The 21,218-nt window shown below is 62.5% G+C and carries 18 protein-coding genes and 2 pseudogenes; 13 read left to right on the top strand and 7 right to left on the bottom strand.

The features are described 5' to 3' along the window. The first annotated feature begins 7 nt into the window (after positions 1-7). Genes D4754_RS17530 through D4754_RS17515 form a run of 4 tightly spaced genes read left to right on the top strand, consistent with a single transcriptional unit; the run spans position 8 to position 3,868 of the window. Complete coding sequence (locus D4754_RS17530; protein ID WP_121066289.1) at positions 8-1,069, top strand: ABC transporter ATP-binding protein; 1,062 nt, start codon at positions 8-10, stop codon at positions 1,067-1,069. Beyond that, positions 1,066-1,947: an ABC transporter permease gene (locus tag D4754_RS17525; RefSeq protein WP_121066286.1), complete on the top strand. Its 882-nt coding sequence runs from the start codon at positions 1,066-1,068 to the stop codon at positions 1,945-1,947. Before D4754_RS17530 ends, D4754_RS17525 begins: the two co-directional genes overlap by 4 nt. Beyond that, positions 1,947-2,762, top strand: coding sequence for an ABC transporter permease (locus D4754_RS17520; protein ID WP_121066283.1), 816 nt, complete (start codon positions 1,947-1,949; stop codon positions 2,760-2,762). Before D4754_RS17525 ends, D4754_RS17520 begins: the two co-directional genes overlap by 1 nt. Next, complete coding sequence (locus tag D4754_RS17515; protein WP_121066280.1) at positions 2,759-3,868, top strand: DmpA family aminopeptidase; 1,110 nt, start codon at positions 2,759-2,761, stop codon at positions 3,866-3,868. Before D4754_RS17520 ends, D4754_RS17515 begins: the two co-directional genes overlap by 4 nt. 591 nt (positions 3,869-4,459) lie before the next feature. Here the strand turns inward: D4754_RS17515 and D4754_RS17510 are convergent. Continuing rightward, positions 4,460-5,086: a TetR/AcrR family transcriptional regulator gene (locus tag D4754_RS17510; RefSeq protein ID WP_121066277.1), complete on the bottom strand. Its 627-nt coding sequence runs from the start codon at positions 5,084-5,086 to the stop codon at positions 4,460-4,462. Between the two features lie 99 nt (positions 5,087-5,185). Between D4754_RS17510 and D4754_RS17505 the strand changes: the two genes are divergently transcribed. After that, positions 5,186-6,562 carry a flavin-containing monooxygenase gene (locus D4754_RS17505; RefSeq protein WP_121066274.1) on the top strand — a complete coding sequence of 459 codons (1,377 nt, stop codon included), beginning with the start codon at positions 5,186-5,188 and terminating at the stop codon, positions 6,560-6,562. 284 nt (positions 6,563-6,846) lie between these two features. Here D4754_RS17505 and D4754_RS17500 read toward each other — a convergent pair whose 3' ends face one another. Further along, the gene (locus D4754_RS17500) at positions 6,847-7,374 is read right to left on the bottom strand and encodes a PaaI family thioesterase (RefSeq protein WP_240453929.1); all 528 of its coding nucleotides are present in this window, start codon (positions 7,372-7,374) and stop codon (positions 6,847-6,849) included. A 159-nt stretch (positions 7,375-7,533) separates the two neighbouring features. Between D4754_RS17500 and D4754_RS17495 the strand changes: the two genes are divergently transcribed. Both D4754_RS17495 and D4754_RS17490 read left to right on the top strand, forming a co-directional pair. Then, positions 7,534-8,097, top strand: coding sequence for a carboxymuconolactone decarboxylase family protein (locus D4754_RS17495; protein WP_121066271.1), 564 nt, complete (start codon positions 7,534-7,536; stop codon positions 8,095-8,097). A 116-nt stretch (positions 8,098-8,213) separates the two neighbouring features. After that, positions 8,214-8,771: a TetR/AcrR family transcriptional regulator gene (locus D4754_RS17490; RefSeq protein WP_121066267.1), complete on the top strand. Its 558-nt coding sequence runs from the start codon at positions 8,214-8,216 to the stop codon at positions 8,769-8,771. A gap of 394 nt (positions 8,772-9,165) precedes the next feature. On the opposite strand, the gene D4754_RS17485 is transcribed toward D4754_RS17490, so the two are convergent. Then, entirely contained in the window at positions 9,166-10,785 is a 1,620-nt protein-coding gene (locus D4754_RS17485; protein ID WP_121066264.1) for a calcium-binding protein, read from the bottom strand. A gap of 405 nt (positions 10,786-11,190) precedes the next feature. Further along, on the bottom strand, positions 11,191-12,714 hold the full coding sequence (locus D4754_RS17480) for an HAL/PAL/TAL family ammonia-lyase (RefSeq protein WP_205589659.1): 1,524 nt from the start codon (positions 12,712-12,714) through the stop codon (positions 11,191-11,193). 230 nt (positions 12,715-12,944) lie between these two features. On the opposite strand from D4754_RS17480, the gene D4754_RS17475 reads away from it, so the two are divergent. Beyond that, entirely contained in the window at positions 12,945-13,949 is a 1,005-nt protein-coding gene (locus D4754_RS17475) for an ornithine cyclodeaminase family protein (protein ID WP_121066423.1), read from the top strand. A gap of 13 nt (positions 13,950-13,962) precedes the next feature. Further along, positions 13,963-15,630, top strand: coding sequence for a tetratricopeptide repeat protein (locus D4754_RS17470; protein ID WP_121066256.1), 1,668 nt, complete (start codon positions 13,963-13,965; stop codon positions 15,628-15,630). Positions 15,631-15,637: 7 nt separating this feature from the next. Here D4754_RS17470 and D4754_RS17465 read toward each other — a convergent pair whose 3' ends face one another. Next, positions 15,638-16,423 (bottom strand): phosphate/phosphite/phosphonate ABC transporter substrate-binding protein, encoded by a 786-nt coding sequence (locus D4754_RS17465; protein ID WP_205589658.1) that lies wholly within the window; start codon positions 16,421-16,423, stop codon positions 15,638-15,640. A 20-nt stretch (positions 16,424-16,443) separates the two neighbouring features. Further along, positions 16,444-17,190, bottom strand: coding sequence for a UTRA domain-containing protein (locus D4754_RS17460; protein ID WP_163025959.1), 747 nt, complete (start codon positions 17,188-17,190; stop codon positions 16,444-16,446). Positions 17,191-17,337: 147 nt separating this feature from the next. On the opposite strand from D4754_RS17460, the gene D4754_RS17455 reads away from it, so the two are divergent. The 3 genes from D4754_RS17455 to D4754_RS17445 all read left to right on the top strand — a co-directional run bounded on the left by D4754_RS17455 (position 17,338) and on the right by D4754_RS17445 (position 20,286). Further along, on the top strand, positions 17,338-18,366 hold the full coding sequence (locus tag D4754_RS17455; RefSeq protein WP_121066247.1) for a TRAP transporter substrate-binding protein: 1,029 nt from the start codon (positions 17,338-17,340) through the stop codon (positions 18,364-18,366). A 69-nt stretch (positions 18,367-18,435) separates the two neighbouring features. Then, a complete protein-coding gene (locus D4754_RS17450) occupies positions 18,436-18,972 on the top strand; it encodes a TRAP transporter small permease (protein WP_121066244.1) in 537 nt (178 codons plus the stop codon). Between the two features lie 9 nt (positions 18,973-18,981). Continuing rightward, positions 18,982-20,286 (top strand): TRAP transporter large permease, encoded by a 1,305-nt coding sequence (locus D4754_RS17445; protein WP_121066241.1) that lies wholly within the window; start codon positions 18,982-18,984, stop codon positions 20,284-20,286. Between the two features lie 170 nt (positions 20,287-20,456). Here D4754_RS17445 and D4754_RS17440 read toward each other — a convergent pair. Further along, positions 20,457-20,621: pseudogene (locus D4754_RS17440) on the bottom strand (dioxygenase family protein); the annotation flags it as partial. Positions 20,622-20,677: 56 nt separating this feature from the next. On the opposite strand from D4754_RS17440, the pseudogene D4754_RS17435 reads away from it, so the two are divergent. Continuing rightward, positions 20,678-21,129: pseudogene (locus tag D4754_RS17435) on the top strand (IS5 family transposase); the annotation flags it as partial. Between the last annotated feature and the right edge of the window lie 89 nt (positions 21,130-21,218).

Raw genomic sequence — 21,218 nt, 5'->3', positions numbered from 1 at the left:
TTCTCCCATGCCTGCACATCTGGAAATCGTTGACGCACGAAAACGCTTCCGCACGCCGGAGGGTGGTGTGATGACCGCGCTCGACGGTGTTTCTCTGAAGCTTGCCTCGGCCGAGTTCGTGACGCTGCTGGGGCCTTCGGGCTGCGGCAAGACCACGCTGTTGCGTTGCATCAGCGGGTTCGAAACGCTGGATGCGGGCGACGTCCTGATCGACGGCGCGGCCGTCACCCAGATGCCTGCGCACCGGCGTCCGGTAAACACCGTGTTCCAGCGCTATGCACTGTTCAACCACATGAGCGTCGCCCGGAACGTGGGCTACGCGCTGGAGATCGCGGGCAATGACAAGGCTACGATCCGCACCCGCGTGAGCGAAATGCTGGAACTGGTCGGCCTGGAAGGCATGGAGAAACGTTCGGTCTCGCAGCTTTCAGGTGGGCAGCAGCAGCGCGTTGCGCTGGCCCGTGCCCTGGCTGGCAAGCCCAAGCTTCTGCTTCTCGATGAACCGCTCTCGGCGCTGGACAAGAACCTGCGCCAGAAGATGCAGCAGGAACTGAAGGCGATCCAGCGCGAGCTGGGGATCGGTTTCGTCTTCGTCACCCACGACCAGGAAGAAGCGCTGACGATGTCCGACCGCATCGCCGTTCTGGCCCATGGCCGCATCCAGCAGATCGACGTGCCTTCGGTCCTGTACGAGAGCCCGGCGAACCTGTTCACTGCGGACTTCCTGGGCGAAAGCAACCTGCTGCCTGTCGCGATTGATGGTGGACAGGCCAGCTTGGCCGATGGCCAGAGCTTCGCCACCACCTGCGCCTCCCGACAGGCAACACTGCTTCTTCGTCCCGAAGCGTTGGGATTGGCCAAACCGGAAGGTCCGAAACTGTCCTTCTCGGGCCGGATTGCCGAGACCTACTATTCCGGCAAGGACCATCAGATCACGCTGGAGACCGCCGCCTTCGGCACCGTCCGCGCGCTGATCCGATCCGGCGCCACGGCACCCGAGGTCGGGGCGGATCTGACGCTTCACGCCCCGGCGTCCGGCCTGCACCTGATCGACGAGGTCGCAGAATGAAACTTGCCCGGCGAAAGGTCCTTCAGCTGATAGGCCTTCTTGGTGCGCCGTCGGTGTTCCTGCTGGTCTTCTTTTGCGGGCCGCTCCTGACCATGCTGGTCTACAGCTTCCTGACGCCCGGCATTTATGGCGGTGTCGACTGGGTGTTCTCGCACCTGAACTACGGTCGGATACTTGGCTGGGCCGACACGCGGTACGAAAAATTCGATCCGGTCTTTCTGGGGATCTTCCTGCGGTCGCTGCGGCTTGCGGGGTTGACGGTGGTTACGAGCCTGTTGGTCAGCTACCCCGCCGCCTTCTGGATCAGCCGCATGTCACCGGGCCGCCGCGACTTCGCGATCTTCCTTGTCACGCTCCCCTTTTTCGTCAGCCTGATCGTGCGCCTTTTCGCTTGGGTCCTGATCCTGCGGCCCACCGGATTCCTGAACCAGGGCCTGATGGGAATCGGGATCACCTCTGATCCCATCGAGTTTCTGTATTCAGATTTCGCCGTGATCCTTGGGATGACTTACGTCTTCATCCCGTTCATGTTCCTGCCGCTTTACGGATCCATAGAAAAGCTCGACATCGCGCAGCTTGAAGCCTCGTCCGATCTTGGGGCGACGCGGGTGCAGACCTTCTGGAAGGTGGTGCTGCCCGCGACAATGCCGGGGATCATCGGTGGATCCATCATCACCTTCATCCCGTCGCTGGGGAACTTCATCGTGCCGTCGGTGCTGGGCGGTGCCAAGGTCCTGATGATCGGCAACCTGATCGAGCAGCAGTTCCTGTCGGCGCGCAACTGGCCCTTCGGCTCTGCGCTGGCGATGATGGTCATGGCGGCGGTGCTGCTTCTTCTGGTGGTCCAGCTGCGGCTCGCCCGGCGGGGAGACGCCTGATGCTGCGCCGCCTGCTGTCCCTTTACGGGCTTCTTTTCTTCGTCTTCATCTATGCGCCGATCCTTCTGGTGGTGGCCTATTCCTTCAACGCCAACACCCTGAACATGATGGTGTGGAGCGGCTTTACCTTCGACTGGTACCGCCAGATCTTCGGTTATGAAACGGCGATCACCGACAGCACAAGCTATGTCGACAGTTCCGCCCAGCTATATGCCGCGATCCGGACCAGCCTTACCGTCGCGCTCTCGACCTCGGTCTTCGCGTCGGTGTTCGGCACCGCGCTGGCGCTCGCAGTTGCGCGCTTCCGGTTCCGGCTTGCGGGCTTCTACCGGACGTTGATGATGGTGCCGATGATCATGCCCGACATCGTGCTGGGTATCGCGCTCCTGATCTTCTTCATCACCATCGGGATGAACCTGTCGATCATGACCATCATCATCGGCCAGTCTACCTTCCTCATCTCCTATGTCTTCGTGACCGTCTCGGCCCGGCTGGCCGATCTCGACACGAGCTTCGAAGAGGCTTCGGCCGATCTTGGTGCCACGCCGATGCAGACCTTCCGCAAGGTGACGCTGCCCGGGATTGCGCCGGGGATCCTTGGCGGCTGGCTGCTGGCATTTATCATATCGATGGACGACCTGGTGATTACCTATTTCGTTGCCGGCACGGGCAACACCACGCTGCCCATCCACATCTGGGGCATGCTTCGCCGCGGCATCAAGCCCGAGATCAACGCCATCGCCACCCTCATGCTGCTCTTCACCATCGTGATCGCGGGCGTAGGGCTCTACCTAAGATCGAGACGTACGAAATGACGACCAAATCTCGCGCCCGGGACCTGGGCATACCGTTGCCGGGCACGCCCGGTGCGCTGAATGCCATCACCGATGTGCCGGGGGTCGAGGTTGGCGGGGTGGAACTCCTGTCCTCGCAGGATCCGTCGCTGGCCAGTCGCGGGATCCAGGTGCAGACCGGGGTGACGGCGATCCTGCCGCGTGGCCGCGACCCGAAACCGAAACCGGTCTGGGCGGGCCAGTTCAGCCTGAACGGCAATGGCGAGATGACCGGATCGCATTGGGTGCGCGACGGCGGCTGGCTGGCCGGGCCGATCATGATCTCGAACTCGCATGCCATCGGTCCCTGCCACACGGCTGCCGTACGCTGGATGATCGAGACGTATGGCGCCACGTGGGAGGACAATCACCTGTGGGCGATGCCAGTCGTGGCGGAAACCTATGACGGCGTACTGAACGACATCAACGGTCTCCATGTGACCGAGGTCCATGCCCGTGCTGCGATTGACGCCGCCAGGCCTGGACCGGTGCGCGAGGGTAATTCCGGGGGGGGGGCCGGGATGATCTGCTACGAGTTCAAGGGTGGCACCGGGACGTCGTCGCGCGTGGTCGACATTGACGGGCAGCGCTTCACGATGGGAGCGCTGGTGCAGGCCAACCACGGGCTGAGACCCTGGCTGACAGTCGCCGGGACGCGCGTGGGCGAGGTAATGACCGAGGACCGGATCCTCGATATGGTGACGGAACGCGGCTCGATCATCGTGATCCTCGGAACTGACCTGCCTCTGTCGCCCGGGCAGCTCGAACGGCTGGCCCGGCGTGCGGCCATCGGCATAGGCCGCGGCGGTACCCCCGGTGGCAACAATTCAGGAGATATCTTCCTCGCGTTCTCGACAGCGAACGAAATGCCCTTGCCGCAACTTTCCGGTCCCTGGCGGCAGATGACAGTTCTGAATGACGAGGAACTGGACCCGGTCTATCTTGCCGCGGTTGAGGCCGTGGAAGAAGCTGTCCTGAACGCACTTTGCGCCGCAGATGACACGCCGTTGGCCCGCTCGGCAGCAGGGATTTGCAGGGCGATTGACACGCAACAATTGAAGCGAACTCTCGGATTGTCCGAAGGCTGATCCCGGGCGAGCATTGTCTTTCAGATCCGCAGGACGCATGGCGCACGGTCGCGCGACGTGGTCGTCATTTTCGCAGCGCCGAAGACCTGCTCCGCCCTCTGAAATCTGGAGAGTTTGAAGCTAGCGTTTCCCGCCAAGCTTTCTTGTCTGGGAAAGGAGTGAAATCGCATGAAGGCATCGAAGTTCACGGAGGCGCGGAAACCGATCGTTCTGAAGCAGGGCGAGGAAAGCACGTCGTTCGCCTAGATCTGCCGCAAGGCCGGGATCGCGCGTTCGACCTACTTTGTCTGACGACACGCCGATCCGAGTGCTGGACCGCTCAAGGCGTGACAAGAGGCTTGGCAAAGGGGTCAGAAAAGGCCGCATCTGGGCCTATAAACGAATACAGGAGAGCAGGATTGCGGGTGTTGTTTGCGAGTGGAAGACGGACGAGGTGGAGTTCGCCTGATTTTATGAATTTGGCGAAGTTCATTGATCTGAACCGTGTCAGTTTGGAATGCAACTGTCGCGGTTTGAAGCTTCTCGGCTATCGGTTTGGATGGTGCGGAGCCAGGCAGGGGGTGTCCCGGATTTGACAGGGTTGACTGGATTCTATCCCGCTTTGCGGAACGATTTCAGATCATGTTGGGCGCTTTTGATGAACTGATCCTGCATCATCGTCGCTGTCTTACTGTCGATTGTGCTGCACAAGCGGGCCAGCGATCCGGTCAGATGAACGACCCTGAAACACATCACGTTGAGCGCTTCGTGCTCCGTATCGGCAATGAAGGGTGCAACGACGTCAAACAGCATCTTGCCGTTTCGCAGGCTGTCCTGACGGTCGATATCCCTTAGATTCCTGTCGCCCTGGGTCGAGGACAGGATATCGCTGAGAACCGGTTCGTCACAAAGATACCTGCAGTAATTTCTGATGGCTGTCCCCATCCGCTCGGCAACATCTTCAACGCTGGCAGCGTCTTTGAACTGGTCCCGAAGTGCGTCGCTGAGCGATTCCAGCGTTGTCTGAACCAGCGTGTGTATCACCGCGGATTTGTTCGGAAAAAATTGGTAGACCGTCCCGATCGGCACGCCTGCCTGCTGGGCAAGCGCGTTCATCTTCATGCCATCGCTTCCGACGTCTGAAATGATGTCTCGTGCCGCGTCCAGAATTGCATCAACCCGCGCTCTGCTGCGGGCTTGCACTGGGCGTTTTCTGACTTCGATGGATGCGTCAGCCATGCCGGCAACCCCTGAGTGCGAAAATACATTGATTTTCAAAATATGAGGATCTATCACAATAGTCAAACATGATGCTTGCTCATATTGGAGAATGAGGCCATGACACCTGCCGAAAATCAGAAAGCGTGCATCGTCGGAGCGGGACCGGGCGGTCTTGCACTGGCGCGGGCGTTCAAGAACCTTGGCATCGACTTCGATGTGTTCGAACGCCACAGCGAAGTCGGCGGCATCTGGGACCTGAAAAACCCGGGCACGCCGATGTACGCGTCCGCGCATTTCATCTCGTCAAAGACGCAGTCCTATTTTTGGGACTTCCCGATGCCGGATCACTATCCCGACTATCCCTCAAATCGTCAGATCTTCGAGTACATGAAGAGCTTCGCCAGCCACTATGGGCTGTACGATCACATCACCTTCAATACGGAAGTCACAGGAGCCAGCTTTGTCGACGGCACCTGGGAGGTAAAGCTATCAAACGAAGAGACACGTCACTATCGCTGGCTGGTTTGTGTTTCGGGCACGACCTGGCACCCCAAACTGCCCGATTGGGCCAAGGATACCGAAACGTTTGACGGCGAAATACGTCATGCGAATAGCTACAGACACCTGGACGAATTTCGCGGCAAGAAGGTTCTGATCGTCGGCGCCGGTAATTCCGGATGCGATATAGCATGTGACGCCGCGATCGCGAGCGACGCGAGCTTTATCAGCGTGCGGCGCGGCTATCACTTCATTCCAAAGCATATCATGGGCAAGCCGGCGGATGTCTTCGCGCATGAAGGTCCACATTTGCCCATGTGGCTGGCCCAGAAAGTGCTTCACGGCATGTTACGGTTGATCAATGGCGATGTGACGCGCCTTGGTCTTCCCAAACCCGACCACAAGATTTTTGAAAGCCACCCGATCGTCAACTCGCAACTGCTTCATTATCTCAGCCATGGGGATCTGACTGCAAAAGGGGATGTAGACCGATTGGATGGCAAAGAGGTCGTCTTCAGCGACGGCAGCCGCGAAAATGTTGATCTGGTGATTTGCGCGACAGGCTATGAATGGCAGGTACCTTACGTCGACAAAGCCGCATTCAGCTGGAAGGGGGATCGTCCTGACAACTATCTGCAGATGTTCAGCCGCGTGAACCCCCAGCTTTTCGGGCTCGGGTTTACAGAAACCAACGGCGGTATCTACAAGATGTTTGATGGTATGGCCGATCTGATCGGTCGAACGATCTGCGCACAACGCGAGGATCCTGCCGTGTGGGCCAAACTCCAGAAACGCATGCAAACCTACACGCCTGACCTGGGTGGTGGTGTGAACTACGTGGACAGCGACCGCCACGCGACCTACGCGAATATCGATGCGCTGGGGGCCGAATTCAAAAAGCTGCGCAAGCACATGGGCTGGCCCGAGCTGAAGGACGGGTATTTCAACACGCCCGCGTCGCAGACGCCTTCGCGTCCGTTGCAAGCTGCTGAGTGACGGCGACGGGATAGCCAACTTGTTTGCCCGTCGGCTGTCACATAGGCAATGGGGACAAAATACCTTGCATGATGCCAAGCCTGAAAGGCTATCGCTTTCCTCTCGAGATCGTCGCCTATGCACCCCGCAAAGGTTTCCCTGTCCTTGTGACAATGGAAAAGGCAACCTATTCGACATTTTTAAATCGTTCGAGATGCGGCGATTTTGGGGCGAAGGTCGCAGTTAAGCGCCGCTTCCCAGGTGCAATGACAGGGGGTGATATCACGCCGATCGACCACTGCCTGTCAGTCTGGCCTGCTCATCCGGTCCAGAAAGCAGGTGGTCGTCCCGGTGGCCAGGATCCGGCCTTTTCGGTCTTCGACCCGTGCGTCAGCCGTGGCCGTTCGCCGCCCGCGTGACACCACATTTGCCAATGCACGGACCTGTCCGATATCGGCCAGCACGGGACGCAGGAACTTCACCTCGGTCCCGAGGCTGACATAGGTCTCACCCGGTTCCAGCAGCGTCTGCACGGCGCATCCCAGCGCACTGTCCAGAAGCGCCATCGTCCAGCCGCCATGCACCAGCCCCATCGGGTTCAGGTACTCGGCCGACGGGTCGCCACGAAATTCCACATGCCCGGCGCTGGCAGAAACGGGCCATTGCTGCAGCGTGCGCGCCATGGTGGGGGCCGGAAGCTCTCCCGTAGGGATGCGGGACAGGATCTCGAGTCCGCTCAGCGTCGCGACCTGATCCGGCCGGGCAAGGCCGAACGGCACATCGGGCATCGCGGCCGTCGCGAAGATGTCCGGGGAGGAGTGTTGCTCGTTCATTCTGGTGTTCCTTGTCGGGGCCGAGGTCTGGTTTTCGATTGTGTTCAGCATCGCTTTAAGATTATGAACAACATCCAAATGGTCAATATAGATTCGTTCAGTAATAAATTGACGCAGCGGCGGGCCACGCCGGCCTGACCGAAGGAAAGCACGAGACCGATGACGGATTTCACGCTTCACACCGAAGACACCGCGCCTGAGGCCAGCAAACCTCTGATGGCGAAGGCAAAGGCCAGCTATTGCGCGGTTCTGAACCTTCAGGCCGTCATGGCCGAGGCGCCGGGCCTGCTGGAGGCCTATCTGCGCCTTCACGAACTGGTCGCCACGTCCAGTTTTTCGGCGAAGGAAGTCACCGTCCTGTGGCAGGCGATCAATGTGGAGCACAATTGCATATACTGCGTTCCGGCCCACACCGCCATTGCACGGCAGATGCGGGTCAGCGACGCAATCACCGACGCCCTGCGCGACGGGACGCCCTTGCCGACCGCAAGGCTGGAAGCGCTGCGAGCCTTCGCGTTGGAGATGGTGCGCGAACGGGGGGTGCTGGGCGCCGATGACGTGCAGGCGTTCCTTGACGCAGGCTACACACAACGCAACGTGCTGGAGGTGATCCTTGCCTGTGCGCAGAAAGTCATGTCGAACTACACGAGCCACCTTGCACAGGTCCCCCTGGATAAGCCGTTCCGCAAGTTCGCCTGGGGCGAGGGCGTGTCGGTCTGGTGAAGGCCCGACGGTCTCTGCCGGTCTGCCGGGACCGCTTGCATTTGAATGGGGTGGGTTTAGATTCAATCCATATTCTAATTCAGGCCCCACAGGGCCGCGGGAGGAAAGAGAACGCGATGAGGGTCAGCCGCGATGTCGCTGCGAAGAACCGCCGGAAGGTGGTAGATGCTGCCAGCCGGGAATTCCGGTCCAATGGCTATGACGGGATCGGGGTTGCGGGCCTGATGAAGTCGGCCGGGATGACCCATGGCGGATTCTACAAGCAATTCGACAGCAAGGATGCGCTGATTGCCGAGGCGACGGAGCAGGCGCTGAAACAGAACTTCGACTACTGGGAGCGGACACTGCACGCAGTCGGAGGCGATCCCCTGCCCACATTGCGCGATTGGTATCTGTCGCAGGATCATCTGAACGCCCGTGACCGGGGGTGCACCTTCGCCACGCTCGCGGCCGAGGCACCGCGACACGGCGCGCCCTTGCAGGATGTGTTCACAGCCGCGGTGGAGCGACAAGTTGCGGATCTGGCTCGCCGGCTGGAAGGTGAAGGCGATGCTGACGCACGTGGCGCTGCGCTGCGCGCGATGGCGCAGATGATCGGCAGCATGGTGCTGGCGCGCGCCGTGTCCGACCCAGACCTTCAGGACGAAATCCTGAACGCCGCTCGCAACGTCTGACGGGTGCCGGCGCGGTCCATCGCGGGCCACCTCTCCCCGACAGCAGCCGCCTGCATGGAACGGCCAGCCTTGGTCCGCCGACCGAAGACAAGCATCCCGAAACAGTCGTCCACACGCTCGACACCAACGCGGCCGAAACGGGCCGGACCGTCCCGCAGATTGCGCTGAACAGGTTGCTACAGCGGCCTGCAATGCTCCGGTCATCATCGGCGCGCGGAACAGATCGCGGCATTCGATAAATCCAGCGCCGTGGCTGCACCCTATCCGTATTGGCCATACAGGCGGCAGGAGGGTCTGCCCGGCTCAACCCGTCCGTGACCACCGGGGTGACGGAAAAGGACGATCAGGCTGTTCCTCTCGCCGTCGGTTCGGTCTTAAGCGGGAAATGTCGGCGTCAGATCAGGATATCCATGCCATCGTAGATGATGGCGTCGCGGACATCGCTTGCCTTCGCATCGGCGATGGTGATCGTCCCACCCTTGTGAGCGACGATGACATCACCGTCTTCGCGTCCGACCGTAACCTGGCGCGCCCTGCTACTCTGCAGAAGGATCTGATCGCCGATCTCGAAATCCCGGATCGTGTCGCGTCCGTCCCGCTTCGTTTCGAAGATGAAAACGTCGTTGCCACCACCGCCGGAAAGCCGGTCAGTTCCGCGGCCCCCGATCAGGTAGTCCTTTTGGCCGTTGCCGAACAGACGATCCGCACCCGCGCCGCCGTCAAGCAGATCCTGTCCCCGACTGCCCCAAAGGCGATCCGATCCCTTTTCTCCGTAAAGCTCGTCGCTTCCTTTGCCGCCCCACAGCTTATCGCGGCCGTTCTCGCCGTAGATCAGGTCACGCCCGCCATTGCCCTTGACCTTGTCGGCGCCGCGGCCGCCGTCCAGCGCATCCGATCCGCGCCCCCCGACCAACTTGTCCTTTCCGGCACCGCCGTGAAGAATGTCATTGGACGCGCCCCCGAAGATCTTGTCGGAGCCCGCCATGCCGAAGACCACGTCTTCGCCCGCGCCTGCGCGGAACTTCGAGGATCCGCTGCCCAGCAGAAAGCGGTCGCCGTGAGACGACCCGTCAAGTGAGCTGCCATCCATGGCGACAACGAAGCTCGCATCCGAATGGCGGGCACCATACCCCATTTTCAGCTGGATATCGGGCTTGGACGGACCAAACTCGAAAAGTTCCAGGACATAGTCTTTCATTGTGCGTACGGTGCGCGCCCAGAGCTCTTCAGGGCTTATATGACCGTTGAGCGCGTCCGGCGCGTCGCGCTCGAGAAGGTCTGTGATCCGGTCACCGTTTTTGTCGATGATTTCTTCGGTCCGTCTGGCGTCCTCAACCGTCTTGATGCCCTGCGCCAGCCTTCCGGCCTTGCCGGGCAGGGTCGCGATGCCGGCAAGCATGCTGTGCGCGAAGAAATCACCGACCTGTTCATAAAAGCTCTTCCCCGAGGTGTCGTTGTCGTCGACATAGACGCCGGTTTCCGGATCCTGCCGCCAGGTGTGCGATGTGAAGGTCAGCTCGTCACCATCACCTTCGATCCTGCCGCCGCGCGACGTGATGCCATCCGACGCGGTCTCGACCCAGTCGCGGATGTCCTTGCGGCGAACCCGGTCGTCCAGGTCGGAAAACCTGGCGTCTTCGGCGGCGAAGACTTGGCTCATCGGCGTGAAGAGATCCAGGCCGTATGTCGGTTCCAGGCTGTCCACCAGCACAGCCCGACAGTCGGCCAAGCCATTTTTGAGAACCTCGTCGACGGTCGCCAGCAGTTCGGCCGGCACGGTTGCGCGAAAGGCGGGGTCTGCCAGCGCGGATCGAATCAAGTCCAGATCGACCGAATCTATCGCATCCAGGGCTTCGATGACCTCGCTTCGGAATTCACCGACCGTCAGGTTTTCGTAATAGGCATCGGATCTGGGCTCATTGCCTGACATCAGATTGGCTGCAGCGAGGTTATTCGCGATTTCAACAGCTTGGTCACGATTGCCATCAATCGAGCGCGTTTTGAAGAAACTCATTGCGTACCTCTGATAGGGAGATCGGCCGGACAGTCGATTGCCTTCGTTGGCGACCGCTGTTCCACCGCCTGCTTGCCGTCGTCGAGTGGGCGACAAGCGCCCAAAACCGAAATGCTTAACAGAATTACCATAAGGGGCGGGCGAAGATACACCCTTTTCCGCACAGGAAGTGCCTTGAAGGTTCTGTGCAAGCGTACCGGAGATCCCCAAAGGCCTGGGGCGAGGGCGGTTACGGCGGCAAGAACTTCATATGGCGCTGACTTCAAATGAAGCCGAAGAAAGCCCTCACTCTTCAAAGTAGACTTTTTACGTCCCAAGGGGCTGTAGCAATGTTCTTCAATTGTTCAAGGGAGCGCTGAAGACGCTGAGACCTGCATATGCCCGGGTTGGTCTGGGGGAGGCCGCTCAATCGGTGACCAGCAAAGTGGTTGCCGGCGATTCCTCGCGCAACAGTTCGGCCATTGCGGAGAAGTCGGCGCCTTGGGCGCGATCCTCGGTCAGCGGTGGCACGCAGTTGCGGACCCACGCATAGGCACGGGCCGTGCCGGCGCCAAGCGTGTGGGCCACGCCGCGCAGTTCTACGGCCTGTGCAGACACGATCATCTCGATCGCGACAAGAAGGCGGAAGCGGTCGATGATGGTCGCCGTCTTGGCCAGTACACCGGGTGCCAGCGAGGCGTGATCCTCGATACCGTCCGCCACAGGGATCGGGGGAAAGGCCATCGGGGTGGCCAGATGCCGGATCTCGGCTTCCAGCGCGGCGAGCGTCTTCTGCACTGTGGCAAACCCGTTGCGGCTGCTGCCCATGGGCGACAGGAAGCGCGGCAGATCCGAGATGCCGGGCGACATGATCTGCATGCAGCGGTGCGTGACGGCCGAGGCGCATTGCACCATGGCCATGCCCAGCCGTTCCCATGACAGGGCCAGCGCAGTCGTGTCGAAATTGCCGTTGTGAACCAGCAAACCTTCTTCGATCAGGACCACCGGGTTGTCGCCGGGGCCGCACAGTTCGATTCCGGTCGCCTCTGCGGCTTCCTCTCGCCCATGGAGAAGGGCGCCCCAGATCTGCGGTGCGCAGCGATAGCTGAGCGGGTCCTGCAGACGCCGGGCTGCGCCCTCGTGCAGCAAGGCGCTGCCTGCGAACAGCTGCATCAGGCGGGCTCCTGCTTCCTCCTGGCCGAAGGCAGGTCGCAGGGACAGCACCCTTGGATCCAGCACGCCGGTCGCCGCGCGGAACGCTTCGAAGGCAAGCGCCGTGCCGCTGAAAGACCAGTCGATCAGCCGGTCCAGATCGTCCAGTGCAAGGCAGGCCAGCGCGATCGAGAAGGCGTTGGCCGACACCATCGCGTGCCCGTCGCGCGGGCCCAACACCAACGGCGTCACACCGGCGCGCGACAGGGCATCGGCGGCCGGAAGGATCTCGCCCCCGAACTCGGCTTCGCCATGGCCCATTAACCCGCGGGTGACATCCGACATCTGCGCCAGATCCGCTTCGCCGATGGACCCGAGGCTGTGAACAACCGGGTGGACGCCCGCGTTTAGCGCCTGGACCAGTGTCACGGCCACGCCCGGAGAGATGCCCGAGGCGCCACCGGCAAAGCCGGAGAGCCGGGCCGCCATGATCGCCCGGACGGTTTCAACCGGGACCGGCGCGCCCACACTGACGGCACGGGCTTGCGGGACGCGTTGTTGAAAGGCCGTAACATCCGCAAGGCCGAGGCGTGTGTCGACCCCGGCGCCCAGCCCGGTCGTCAGGCCATAGACGGGCACGTTTGCGGCAAGCTGCTGCTCGACCACCGCGCGCGCAGCCTCCAGCCGTCGTTCCATCCCGGCCGTCAGTTCAACAGGGACGCGGCCGCGGGCGATGGCGGCAATATCGGCCACCGCAGGTTTCGTGTCGCCAAGGAGGACGGGGGGACGTTCTGACACGCGATGACTTTCCGCAAAGGGCCGGGTGTGGCGATACATGAACCCGAAAAGGCCGGCTGCCCGATGTCGCCAGCGCAGGTCAGACGAGAGCGCCGCACCGTGCCTGCCTGTCCGGAGCCTGGATATTTAAACTTGTATATAACAGTATAGACGATAGCATTGCCGGATCAACAGGCACAATCAGCCGGCCTCCCTTGATGTGGCCGCGCCGCAGCGAAGGGCAACACGACATGGATGAAATCTGGATCGACTATCTGAACGCGCCCGATGTCGAGGCGCTGGCGCTCAGCAATGACGAAATTCTCGATGCCGTGGAAACCTGCCTGGCCGCACAGGGGCGGGGGGAAACGGTGATCGAACCGCGCGTCCACCTTGTGCCCGAATCCTCGGACAAGGGGCATTTCAACGTGCTTCGGGGCTACGTGAAACCGCTGGGCGTTGCGGGAGTGAAGGTCGTTGGCGACTTCGTCGACAATTACAAGCAGGGGCTGCCGTCAGAACTGGCTGTCCTGAACCTGTTCGATCCCGAAAACGGGGTCCCGAAGGCGATCATCGATGCGACGGCGATCACGGAAATGCGCACCGGCGCGGTGACGGCGGTGGGCGCGAAATACCTTGCGCGCAAGGACAGCAAGATCCTGGGTCATGTCGGCACCCGCGGCACGTCGTACTGGAACATCCGTCTGCTGGACCATCTGTTCGATTTCGACGAGATCCGGATTCACTCCCGCCGCCCCGAAAGCCGCGATGCCTTCGGCCAGCGGCTTGAGCAGGACTTGGGCAAGCCCGTCATCGTGACCGACAACTGGCAGGATTGCCTGGAGGGCGCCGACATCATGGTCGAAGCGACACGCCTGCCGGAGCCCATGCCGATGTTCAAGACCGAGTGGGTGAAGAAAGGGGCCTATGTCGTCCCCTACGGCACGATGAGCGCGCTGGAATTCGATCTGACCGACATCATGGACAAGATCCTGGTCGATGATTGGGGCCAGTGCGGACCGGGCCGCCCCTATGGCGCGCTGCGCCGTCATGTGGACGAGGGCAAGCTGACCGAAGACACGCTTTATGCCGAGATGGGCGAGGTCGCGGCCGGGCTGAAGCCCGGGCGAGAATCCGACGACGAAACGATCCTGTTCTGGCATCGCGGGCTGGCCAGCACCGATGTCGCCCTTGGTGCGGCGATGGTGGCGAAGGCGGCGAAGATGGGCATCGGACAGAGACTGCGCTTCAAGTAGGGCGGGCAGGGCGATGACGGCGGACGGGTATTTCAGACTTTACGGCTGGACGAGACCGGTCACCACATCGTCCGCCACCGCGCAGACATGGCTCGACCGCGGCCTATGCTGGACCTTCGCCTACAACCACGAAGAGGCCGTGTTCTGCTTCCGCGAAGCGCTGACGCACGATCCGGACTGCGCGATGGCGTGGTGGGGCATCGCCTACGCCAACGGCCCGTTCTACAACCGGCCGTGGATCCGCTTTTCCACGCCCGAGATCGAAGCGACCCTGCCAGTGTGCCACGATGCTGCGCAAAGGGCCGTGGCGCTGAGCGCAGGAGCCAGCCCGGCGGAAAAGGCGCTGATCGACGCGATCCTGTGCCGCTATCCCCGGCCCGACGCCACGTCGCATGACCAGCTGAACCACTGGCACGACGACTATACCGACGCCATGCGCCGGGCCTGTCGCGCGCATCCCGACGATCTGGACATCGCAGCGCTATTCGTCGAGGCGGGGGTGACGCGCACGCCCCGGAAACTGTGGGACATCCACACCGGAACGCCGATGCCGGGCTCGGACATCCTTGAATGTGTCGAGGTCCTGGGCCGCGCGTTGCAGGCCATGTTCGCGCCGGGCGGCACGGTTCATCCGGGCATCCTGCACATGCATATCCACGCGATGGAGATGTCGCCGACGCCGGAAGACGCCCTTCGGTCGGCGGACGCGCTGCGCGATCTGGCCTGTGACGAGGGGCACCTGCACCACATGCCCGCGCATATCTACGTGCAGTGCGGTGACTACGCGCAGTCTGTGGCGCTCTGCCAACGCGCCGTGGCGGCGGATGACCGGTATGTGGACCGGCGCGGGGCCGAGAATTTCTACACCACGGCGCGGTGTCATGACCTGCACCTCTACATGTTCGCGGCCATGATGCTGGGGCACTACGGCGGCGCGATATACGCGGCCGACCGGATCCGCGGCATCGCCACGCCGGACCTGATCGCGGGCAGCTTTCCCTTCATGGCCGCGATCCTGGATGGTTATTCCGCAATGCGGACCCATGTGCTGGTGCGTTTCGGCCGCTGGACCGACCTTGTGCAGGACCCGCCGCCGCCCGACCCGGCCCTGATGCCGATCCGCGCGGCGATGCACGCCTACGGGCAGGGCGTGGCGCATTCCGCCCTGGGCAACATCCCCCAGGCCGAAGCCGCGCAGCGCCGGCTGAACGGTGCGATGGCAGCGATCCCGTCCGATGCAATCTTCCTGAGCAACCCGATCGTCGACATGCTCGCCGTGGGCGAAGCGATGCTGGAGGGGGAGTTGGAATACCGCAAGCGCAACTACGATCACGCCTTTGCCGCGCTGCGCCGGGCCGTGGCACGCGACGATGCGCTGACCTACACGGAGCCATGGGCCTGGATGCACCCGCCGCGCCACGCCCTGGGCGCATTGCTGGCCGAGCAGGGCCATTTTGCCGAGGCAGAGCAGGTCTACCGCGCCGATCTGGGCCTGAATGACGAGGTCGCCCGCTGCACGCAACATCCCGACAACGTCTGGGCGCTGCGCGGGTTGGTCGAATGCCTGGACCAGCGCGGGGCGGCGGGCGAGCTTGCGATGGTCAGGCAGAAGCTGACCATTGCCGCGGCGCGCACGGATGTGCCCGTCGATGCCGCCTGCTGTTGCCGCGGCGGCCCCTGACAGGCCGTCAGCCGGGCAGGTCGTAGCCTGCGGCCCGCGCCTCGGCATCCCATGCATCGGTGATGGCATAGATCGACGGATCGTCGATACGGCTGAACCCGCGCAGGCACAGATCATGGAGCACCGATGCGAATGTCGGGTCCGCGGTGACCGCTTCGAACGCGTCTCCCAGCGCGCCCACGATACCGGGGTCGATTTCGGCCGCGGCGACAAGCACGGGTGCAGGCGTGCATTCGGTGCGCGCGATCACGCGCAGCCGCGATGCGGTTTCGGGGTCGTGGCGTTGCAGAAGAAGGTGGAAGTAACTGTCCAGCGGCGCGACATCCGCGGTGCCGTCCAGCACCGCACCCAGCGACGCGCGAGGGGTTATCAGCGGTCCGACATTGGCCTTGTAAAGCGGCGCGTCCCCGTCGCGGTAGCGCATCAGGAAGTGCCTTGGGGCGTTGAAGCCCGACTGTGATCCCCGGTCGGTCCAGGCGATGCGGCCTCCGAACGTGTCCTCGATCGTCCGGAACGGCGCGTCGGCCCGGACGACCATGTCGGTGCAATAGGTCGGGCCCGTGCAATCGGGATCCGTGGGGACCGGCGCGGCGACGATCTGCGGGCCGGGGCGGCGTTTCTGGAAGGGCCAGCCGCACATGAACACGGCCCCCATGTCCGGCCGGTCCCAGAGGTCGGCCAGCGGGGCAGGGGCGGGATAGTCGATCACGTCCAGCGGGACCCCGGCGTTCGCGGACACGCGTTCGATCAGAGCGCGCCATGCGTCCGCCACGGCGGGCGTCGCGTTGTACATGCGAGTGCAGGCGATCATCGTCAGGCGATCTCGCGGGCGATGCCGGGGCCCTGGAAGCGCCCGCCCAGCCGGTAGAGATCACCGGGATGAACAAGCTGGACATAGGTGATCACGCGGTCGCCGGACCATGTCCGGCGCACAAGGCGCAGGCAGGGATCGTCGGTCCCGATCTCCAGCAGCCTTGCCATGTCTTCGGTGGGCCGCATCGCGTCGACCTTGTGTTCGACCTCGGTGAAGGTGACGTGTTTCAGCAGGTAGTCCGAGGCGGTGGCACTGCAGAAATCCTGCTCCAGGAAATCCGGCGAGAAGGCGGGGTTCACAAGGCGGTCTTCGTACTGGATCGGCGTGCCGTCGCACTTGTGGACCGCCCGCAACCGGAACACGCGCGACCGCGGCGGCAGGCCCAGACGGTCGGCATCCTCGTCCGACACGATCTCCTCGGACGCGCTGATGGGCACACAGGAATGCTGCCCGCCGCGCAGCGCGATTTCCTGGCTGATGCTGCGGATCTCGATCAGCGGGGCTAGCGGCTTCTGATCCGCCACGAAGGTGCCCAGGCCCTGCACGCGTTTGACCCGGCGTTCGACCGTCAGTTCCTTCACCGCGCGATTCACGGTCATCCGCGAGGCAGAGAACCGTTCCGCCAGCTGCGTCTCGGACGGCACCTTGTCACCGGGTTTCAAGGTGCCGGACTCTATCTCGCTTACGATAAACTCCTTGATTTGAAGGCTTTTCGGGGTCTGTGACTTTCTCGTTTCGGTGTTCATCACATCGTTCCCACGTTGCCTAAAGTTTGTCGTTGCCGGAATTGTATATACCTGCATAGACTTGTCAAAGGAACTTGCTCGGTCCCGGAGGAAGCCTCGAACAGAAGGCGTGCCGGCGCCGCAAGACGATCAGATGCACAGGGATACATGACGATGATGAAGACCTTGAAGGAATTCTCCTGCGCGGCGGTTCTGGCAATCGGGGCTGCGGTGCCATCGGTGGCTCAGGAGCAGACGACCCTGCGGTTCGCAAGCGCGTTCTCCCCGATGAGCGCCAACAACAAGATCAGCGTCCCGGCGTTCATCGAAGCGGTCGAGGCCGCGTCCGACGGCACGCTGAAGATCGAACACTACCCGGGCGGTACACTTGGCAAAAGCCCGGTGCAGCAGCTTGCGATGGTGGAAAACGGCGTCGTGGACATTGCCGAGGTCGTCGTGGCCTACACCCCGGGCCGTTTCCCCGAACTGTCGGTCTTCGAACTGCCGTTTCTGGCCGAAACCAATGTCGAAGCGGCGCTTGCCGCCTACGAGATGTATGAAAAGGGCATCGTTTCGGATTTCGATGACCTGGTCCTTGTGGGCATCATCATGACCGGCCCCTACGGACTGGATTTGACCGATCCGATCACCTCGCTCGACGATCTGGAGGGCAAGCGTCTGCGCGTCGCCGGGCCGATCCAGACCCGGATGGCCGACCTGCTGGGCGCCACGCCGGTGGGCAACGTCCCCGCGCCGCAAATCGCCGAAAGCATTTCGCGCGGGTTGCTGGACGGCGCGATGATGGCGCCGGGCAATGTCTACAATTTCCGCATCGCGGATGCCGCCTATCATCACCTGTGGGATCTGTCCCTGGGCTCGGTCGCCGTGATCTTCCCGATGCGTCGCGACACCTATGACGCGCTGCCGCCGAAGGCCAAGGAAGCCTTCGACATGTATTCGGGTGAATGGTTCACCCGCGTGCTGGGCGAGGGGCTGGACAACCAGCAGGCCGAGGCGAAAGCCAAGATCATGGCAGACCCCGAACACACGGTGCACGAATGGACCGAGGCCCAGATCGCGGAAGCCCGCGATATTCTCGCGCCGACGCGCGAGGACTGGAACAAGCCGAACGAGGATGGCGTCAACCTGTACGAAGAAGCGACCGCGGCCATCGACAAGGTCCGGTCCGGGCTCTGATCCCAACACGCGACCGTGCCCCGCGACGGATTGCGTCCCGACGCGGGGGATCATCGCGAAAGGCATGCCATGGATTTCACCGGGTTCATCAAGAACTGGCTTAACCGAAGCGAACTGGCGGCGGGGGTGGGGCTTGTCGGTTTGATGATCCTATCCGTGGCGACGATGGCCGACGTGATCATGCGCGCCGTGTTCAGCGACCCAATCTACGGCCTGAGCGACCTGATCGAGATCGTGACGCCCCCCATCGTGGCCTCGTGCCTTCCGGTCGCGCTGGCCGCGCGGCAGAACATCACGATCCGGTTCCTTGGCCGCGCGCTGCCATCGCGGATGGGGCAGGGGGTGGAACTGTTCGGCCAGCTTGCGGTTCTGTGCGTGGTCACGGGCATCGCCTGGCAGGTCAGCGCCTATGCCTGGAACATGTACGACCACGGGCAGGTGACGTGGCTTCTGCACCTGCCGGCCTGGCCGTCTTGGTTTCTGACCAGCCTTCTGATCGTCGCCTGCGTTCCGATCCAGCTGCTTGTCGTAGCCGAGACGGTATCGAACATGCGTGCAGGCAAGCCGCTTGCCGACGAGCATCCAGAACTTGAAGAGGCGCGGTAAGGGGACACGATGGATCCGATCACGATCGGCCTGCTGGGCTTTGCCGGCATGCTTCTTCTCATTGCCTTCCACGTGCCCATCGGCATCGCGATGGCGCTTGCCGGGGTCGTCGGGTTCTATGTCCTGACGGGAAACCTTTTCGCGGCGATCTCGATGTTCGGAACCGAAACGGCCGGCGCGATTGCCAGCCCCGAGCTGATCATCATCCCGATGTTCCTGCTGATGGGGTCCTTCGCCGGGGCTTCGGGGCTGGCGGGGGATCTGTACCGGCTGGCCAATGCGCTGATCGGGCACCGCAAGGGCGGGCTTGCCATCGCGACGGTCGCGGGCTGCGGCGGTTTCGGTGCGGCCTGCGGGTCGTCCATCGCGACGACGGCCACGATGGCGCGCATCGCCCTGCCGGAGATGGAGCGGCGCAACTATGCCCAAAGCCTTAGCGCCGGCAGCATCGCCGCGGGCGGCACGCTGGGGTCCCTGATCCCGCCGTCGTCGATCATGCTCATCTACGCGTTCCTGACCGAGCAATTCGTGGTCGAGCTGTTCATCGCAGGCATACTGCCCGGGTTGCTGACGATCCTGATCTACGCGCTGGCGATCTACCTCGTGGTCAAGCGCAATCCGTCGCTGGGGCCAGCGGGCCCGCGGGCCAGCTGGGCGACCGCCGGGCGGGTCGCGCTGTCGACCTGGGGGATCCTGATCGTCATCGCGATCATGACCTTGGGGCTTTATGGCGGTATCTTCACGGTGACGGAAGCCGCGGCCGCGGGGGTGCTGGTGACGTTCCTGTTCACCTGGGCGCGGGGCAAGCTGACCTTCACGGACGCCCGCCGTATCGTGGCCGAAACGGCCCACAGTGTCGGGCTGCTCTATGTCATCCTGATCGGGGCCCATATCTTTTCGAACTTCGTCACCCTGACGCATATGCCCTCCGAACTGGTCGATGCGGTCGTGGCGCTCAACCTGGCGCCGCTGGGTGTGATCGCGATCCTTGCGCTGATGTACATCGTCCTTGGCGCGGTCTTCGATTCCATCGCCGCGATGGTCATCACCTTGCCCTTCGTGTTCCCGCTGGTGACCGAAGGCCTGGGCTACGATCCGATCTGGTGGGGCATCGTCATGATCGTGGTGATCGAGATCGGCATGATTACCCCGCCGATCGGGATCAACGTGTTCGTCATGCACGGAGTCCGCAGGGACATTCCGCTATCGACGATCTTCCGGGGTATCGTACCCTTCCTGTGCGCCGATTTCGTCCGGCTGGCGCTGATCATCCTGTTTCCGATCATCACGCTCTGGCTACCGAACACCATGTGACTGTCGGTATCGATGGGCCATCGCCAGTCACGGCTCGGGTCCCGGGATGATCCTCCATCGCGATGGTGGCCCGCGATATGATACCGGGGTGAATGCTGCGAAATTCGGTTCTTCACGGCGCGGAACCAGTTAGTGCCGTCTTCGCCCGTGCGGAACACGCCGCGCAGGTTGAAATCGGGTTGAATGCCCTTCTGCTGGACGTCGTAGAAACCATCGTCATTGGCCTGCCAGACGTCGATGACCGCGCCCTTCACCGGATTGCCCTGCGTATCCGTGATGCGCCCACGGACCAGCATGTCTTCGCCCTTCTGGTCGAGGCAGATATTGGCAGCCATCTTGCGCTCGGGCGTTCCGGAAATGTAGAACGGGCCGAGCACGGTGGATTCCGAAGAAGCCTTGGAGCGAGAAAGGCATTTTCGCCCAGATGATGGTCGGCCTCGCTGCCAAACACGGAGAGGAAAAGACCGTGATGATCGACGCGACCTACCTGAAGGCACACCGCACCGCGACCAGCCTGGCCGCGAAAAAGGGGGGCGCGGTCGCCTGATCTGGCGAACCAAGGGCGGCATAAATACCAAACTGCATGCCATCTGCGACAGCCGAGGGCGACCGCTCAGTCTGTTCGTCACCGCTGGGCAGGTCAGCGACTACACTGGTGCGCGGGCGCTACTGAGCAGCCTACCCAAGGTCGGCTGGCTGCTCGGAAATCGCGGCTATGACGCCGACTGGTTCCGAGACGCGTCGAAAGACAAAGGGATACGCCCCTCCATTCCGGGTCGAAAGCAGCGCACGACGAAAGTGAAATACGACACGCGCCGATACAAACGGCGCAACCGCATCGACGGTTGCACGACGGTGGCTGGAGTCACTGCTCTGGTCCGATCGCAGCTCCGATCAGGCTTCTGGCAGCCTCCGGCAGGCGTTATCGCCCA

Source organism: Chachezhania antarctica (assembly GCF_003646465.1).
GTDB classification, from domain to species: domain Bacteria; phylum Pseudomonadota; class Alphaproteobacteria; order Rhodobacterales; family Rhodobacteraceae; genus Chachezhania; species Chachezhania antarctica.
The sequence above is the reverse complement of the archived record's forward strand: the minus strand, read 5'-3'. Positions and strand labels throughout refer to the sequence as shown.

What these genes read in the sequence shown, in the direction of transcription:
- D4754_RS17530 (WP_121066289.1), top strand. Translation starts at nt 8, where the DNA reads ATGCCTGCACATCTGGAAATCGTTGACGCACGAAAACGCTTCCGCACG.
- D4754_RS17525 (WP_121066286.1), top strand. Translation starts at nt 1,066, where the DNA reads ATGAAACTTGCCCGGCGAAAGGTCCTTCAGCTGATAGGCCTTCTTGGT.
- D4754_RS17520 (WP_121066283.1), top strand. Translation starts at nt 1,947, where the DNA reads ATGCTGCGCCGCCTGCTGTCCCTTTACGGGCTTCTTTTCTTCGTCTTC.
- D4754_RS17515 (WP_121066280.1), top strand. Translation starts at nt 2,759, where the DNA reads ATGACGACCAAATCTCGCGCCCGGGACCTGGGCATACCGTTGCCGGGC.
- D4754_RS17510 (WP_121066277.1), bottom strand. Translation starts at nt 5,086, where the DNA reads ATGGCTGACGCATCCATCGAAGTCAGAAAACGCCCAGTGCAAGCCCGC.
- D4754_RS17505 (WP_121066274.1), top strand. Translation starts at nt 5,186, where the DNA reads ATGACACCTGCCGAAAATCAGAAAGCGTGCATCGTCGGAGCGGGACCG.
- D4754_RS17500 (WP_240453929.1), bottom strand. Translation starts at nt 7,374, where the DNA reads ATGAACGAGCAACACTCCTCCCCGGACATCTTCGCGACGGCCGCGATG.
- D4754_RS17495 (WP_121066271.1), top strand. Translation starts at nt 7,534, where the DNA reads ATGACGGATTTCACGCTTCACACCGAAGACACCGCGCCTGAGGCCAGC.
- D4754_RS17490 (WP_121066267.1), top strand. Translation starts at nt 8,214, where the DNA reads ATGAGGGTCAGCCGCGATGTCGCTGCGAAGAACCGCCGGAAGGTGGTA.
- D4754_RS17485 (WP_121066264.1), bottom strand. Translation starts at nt 10,785, where the DNA reads ATGAGTTTCTTCAAAACGCGCTCGATTGATGGCAATCGTGACCAAGCT.
- D4754_RS17475 (WP_121066423.1), top strand. Translation starts at nt 12,945, where the DNA reads ATGGATGAAATCTGGATCGACTATCTGAACGCGCCCGATGTCGAGGCG.
- D4754_RS17470 (WP_121066256.1), top strand. Translation starts at nt 13,963, where the DNA reads ATGACGGCGGACGGGTATTTCAGACTTTACGGCTGGACGAGACCGGTC.
- D4754_RS17465 (WP_205589658.1), bottom strand. Translation starts at nt 16,423, where the DNA reads ATGTACAACGCGACGCCCGCCGTGGCGGACGCATGGCGCGCTCTGATC.
- D4754_RS17460 (WP_163025959.1), bottom strand. Translation starts at nt 17,190, where the DNA reads ATGAACACCGAAACGAGAAAGTCACAGACCCCGAAAAGCCTTCAAATC.
- D4754_RS17455 (WP_121066247.1), top strand. Translation starts at nt 17,338, where the DNA reads ATGACGATGATGAAGACCTTGAAGGAATTCTCCTGCGCGGCGGTTCTG.
- D4754_RS17450 (WP_121066244.1), top strand. Translation starts at nt 18,436, where the DNA reads ATGGATTTCACCGGGTTCATCAAGAACTGGCTTAACCGAAGCGAACTG.
- D4754_RS17445 (WP_121066241.1), top strand. Translation starts at nt 18,982, where the DNA reads ATGGATCCGATCACGATCGGCCTGCTGGGCTTTGCCGGCATGCTTCTT.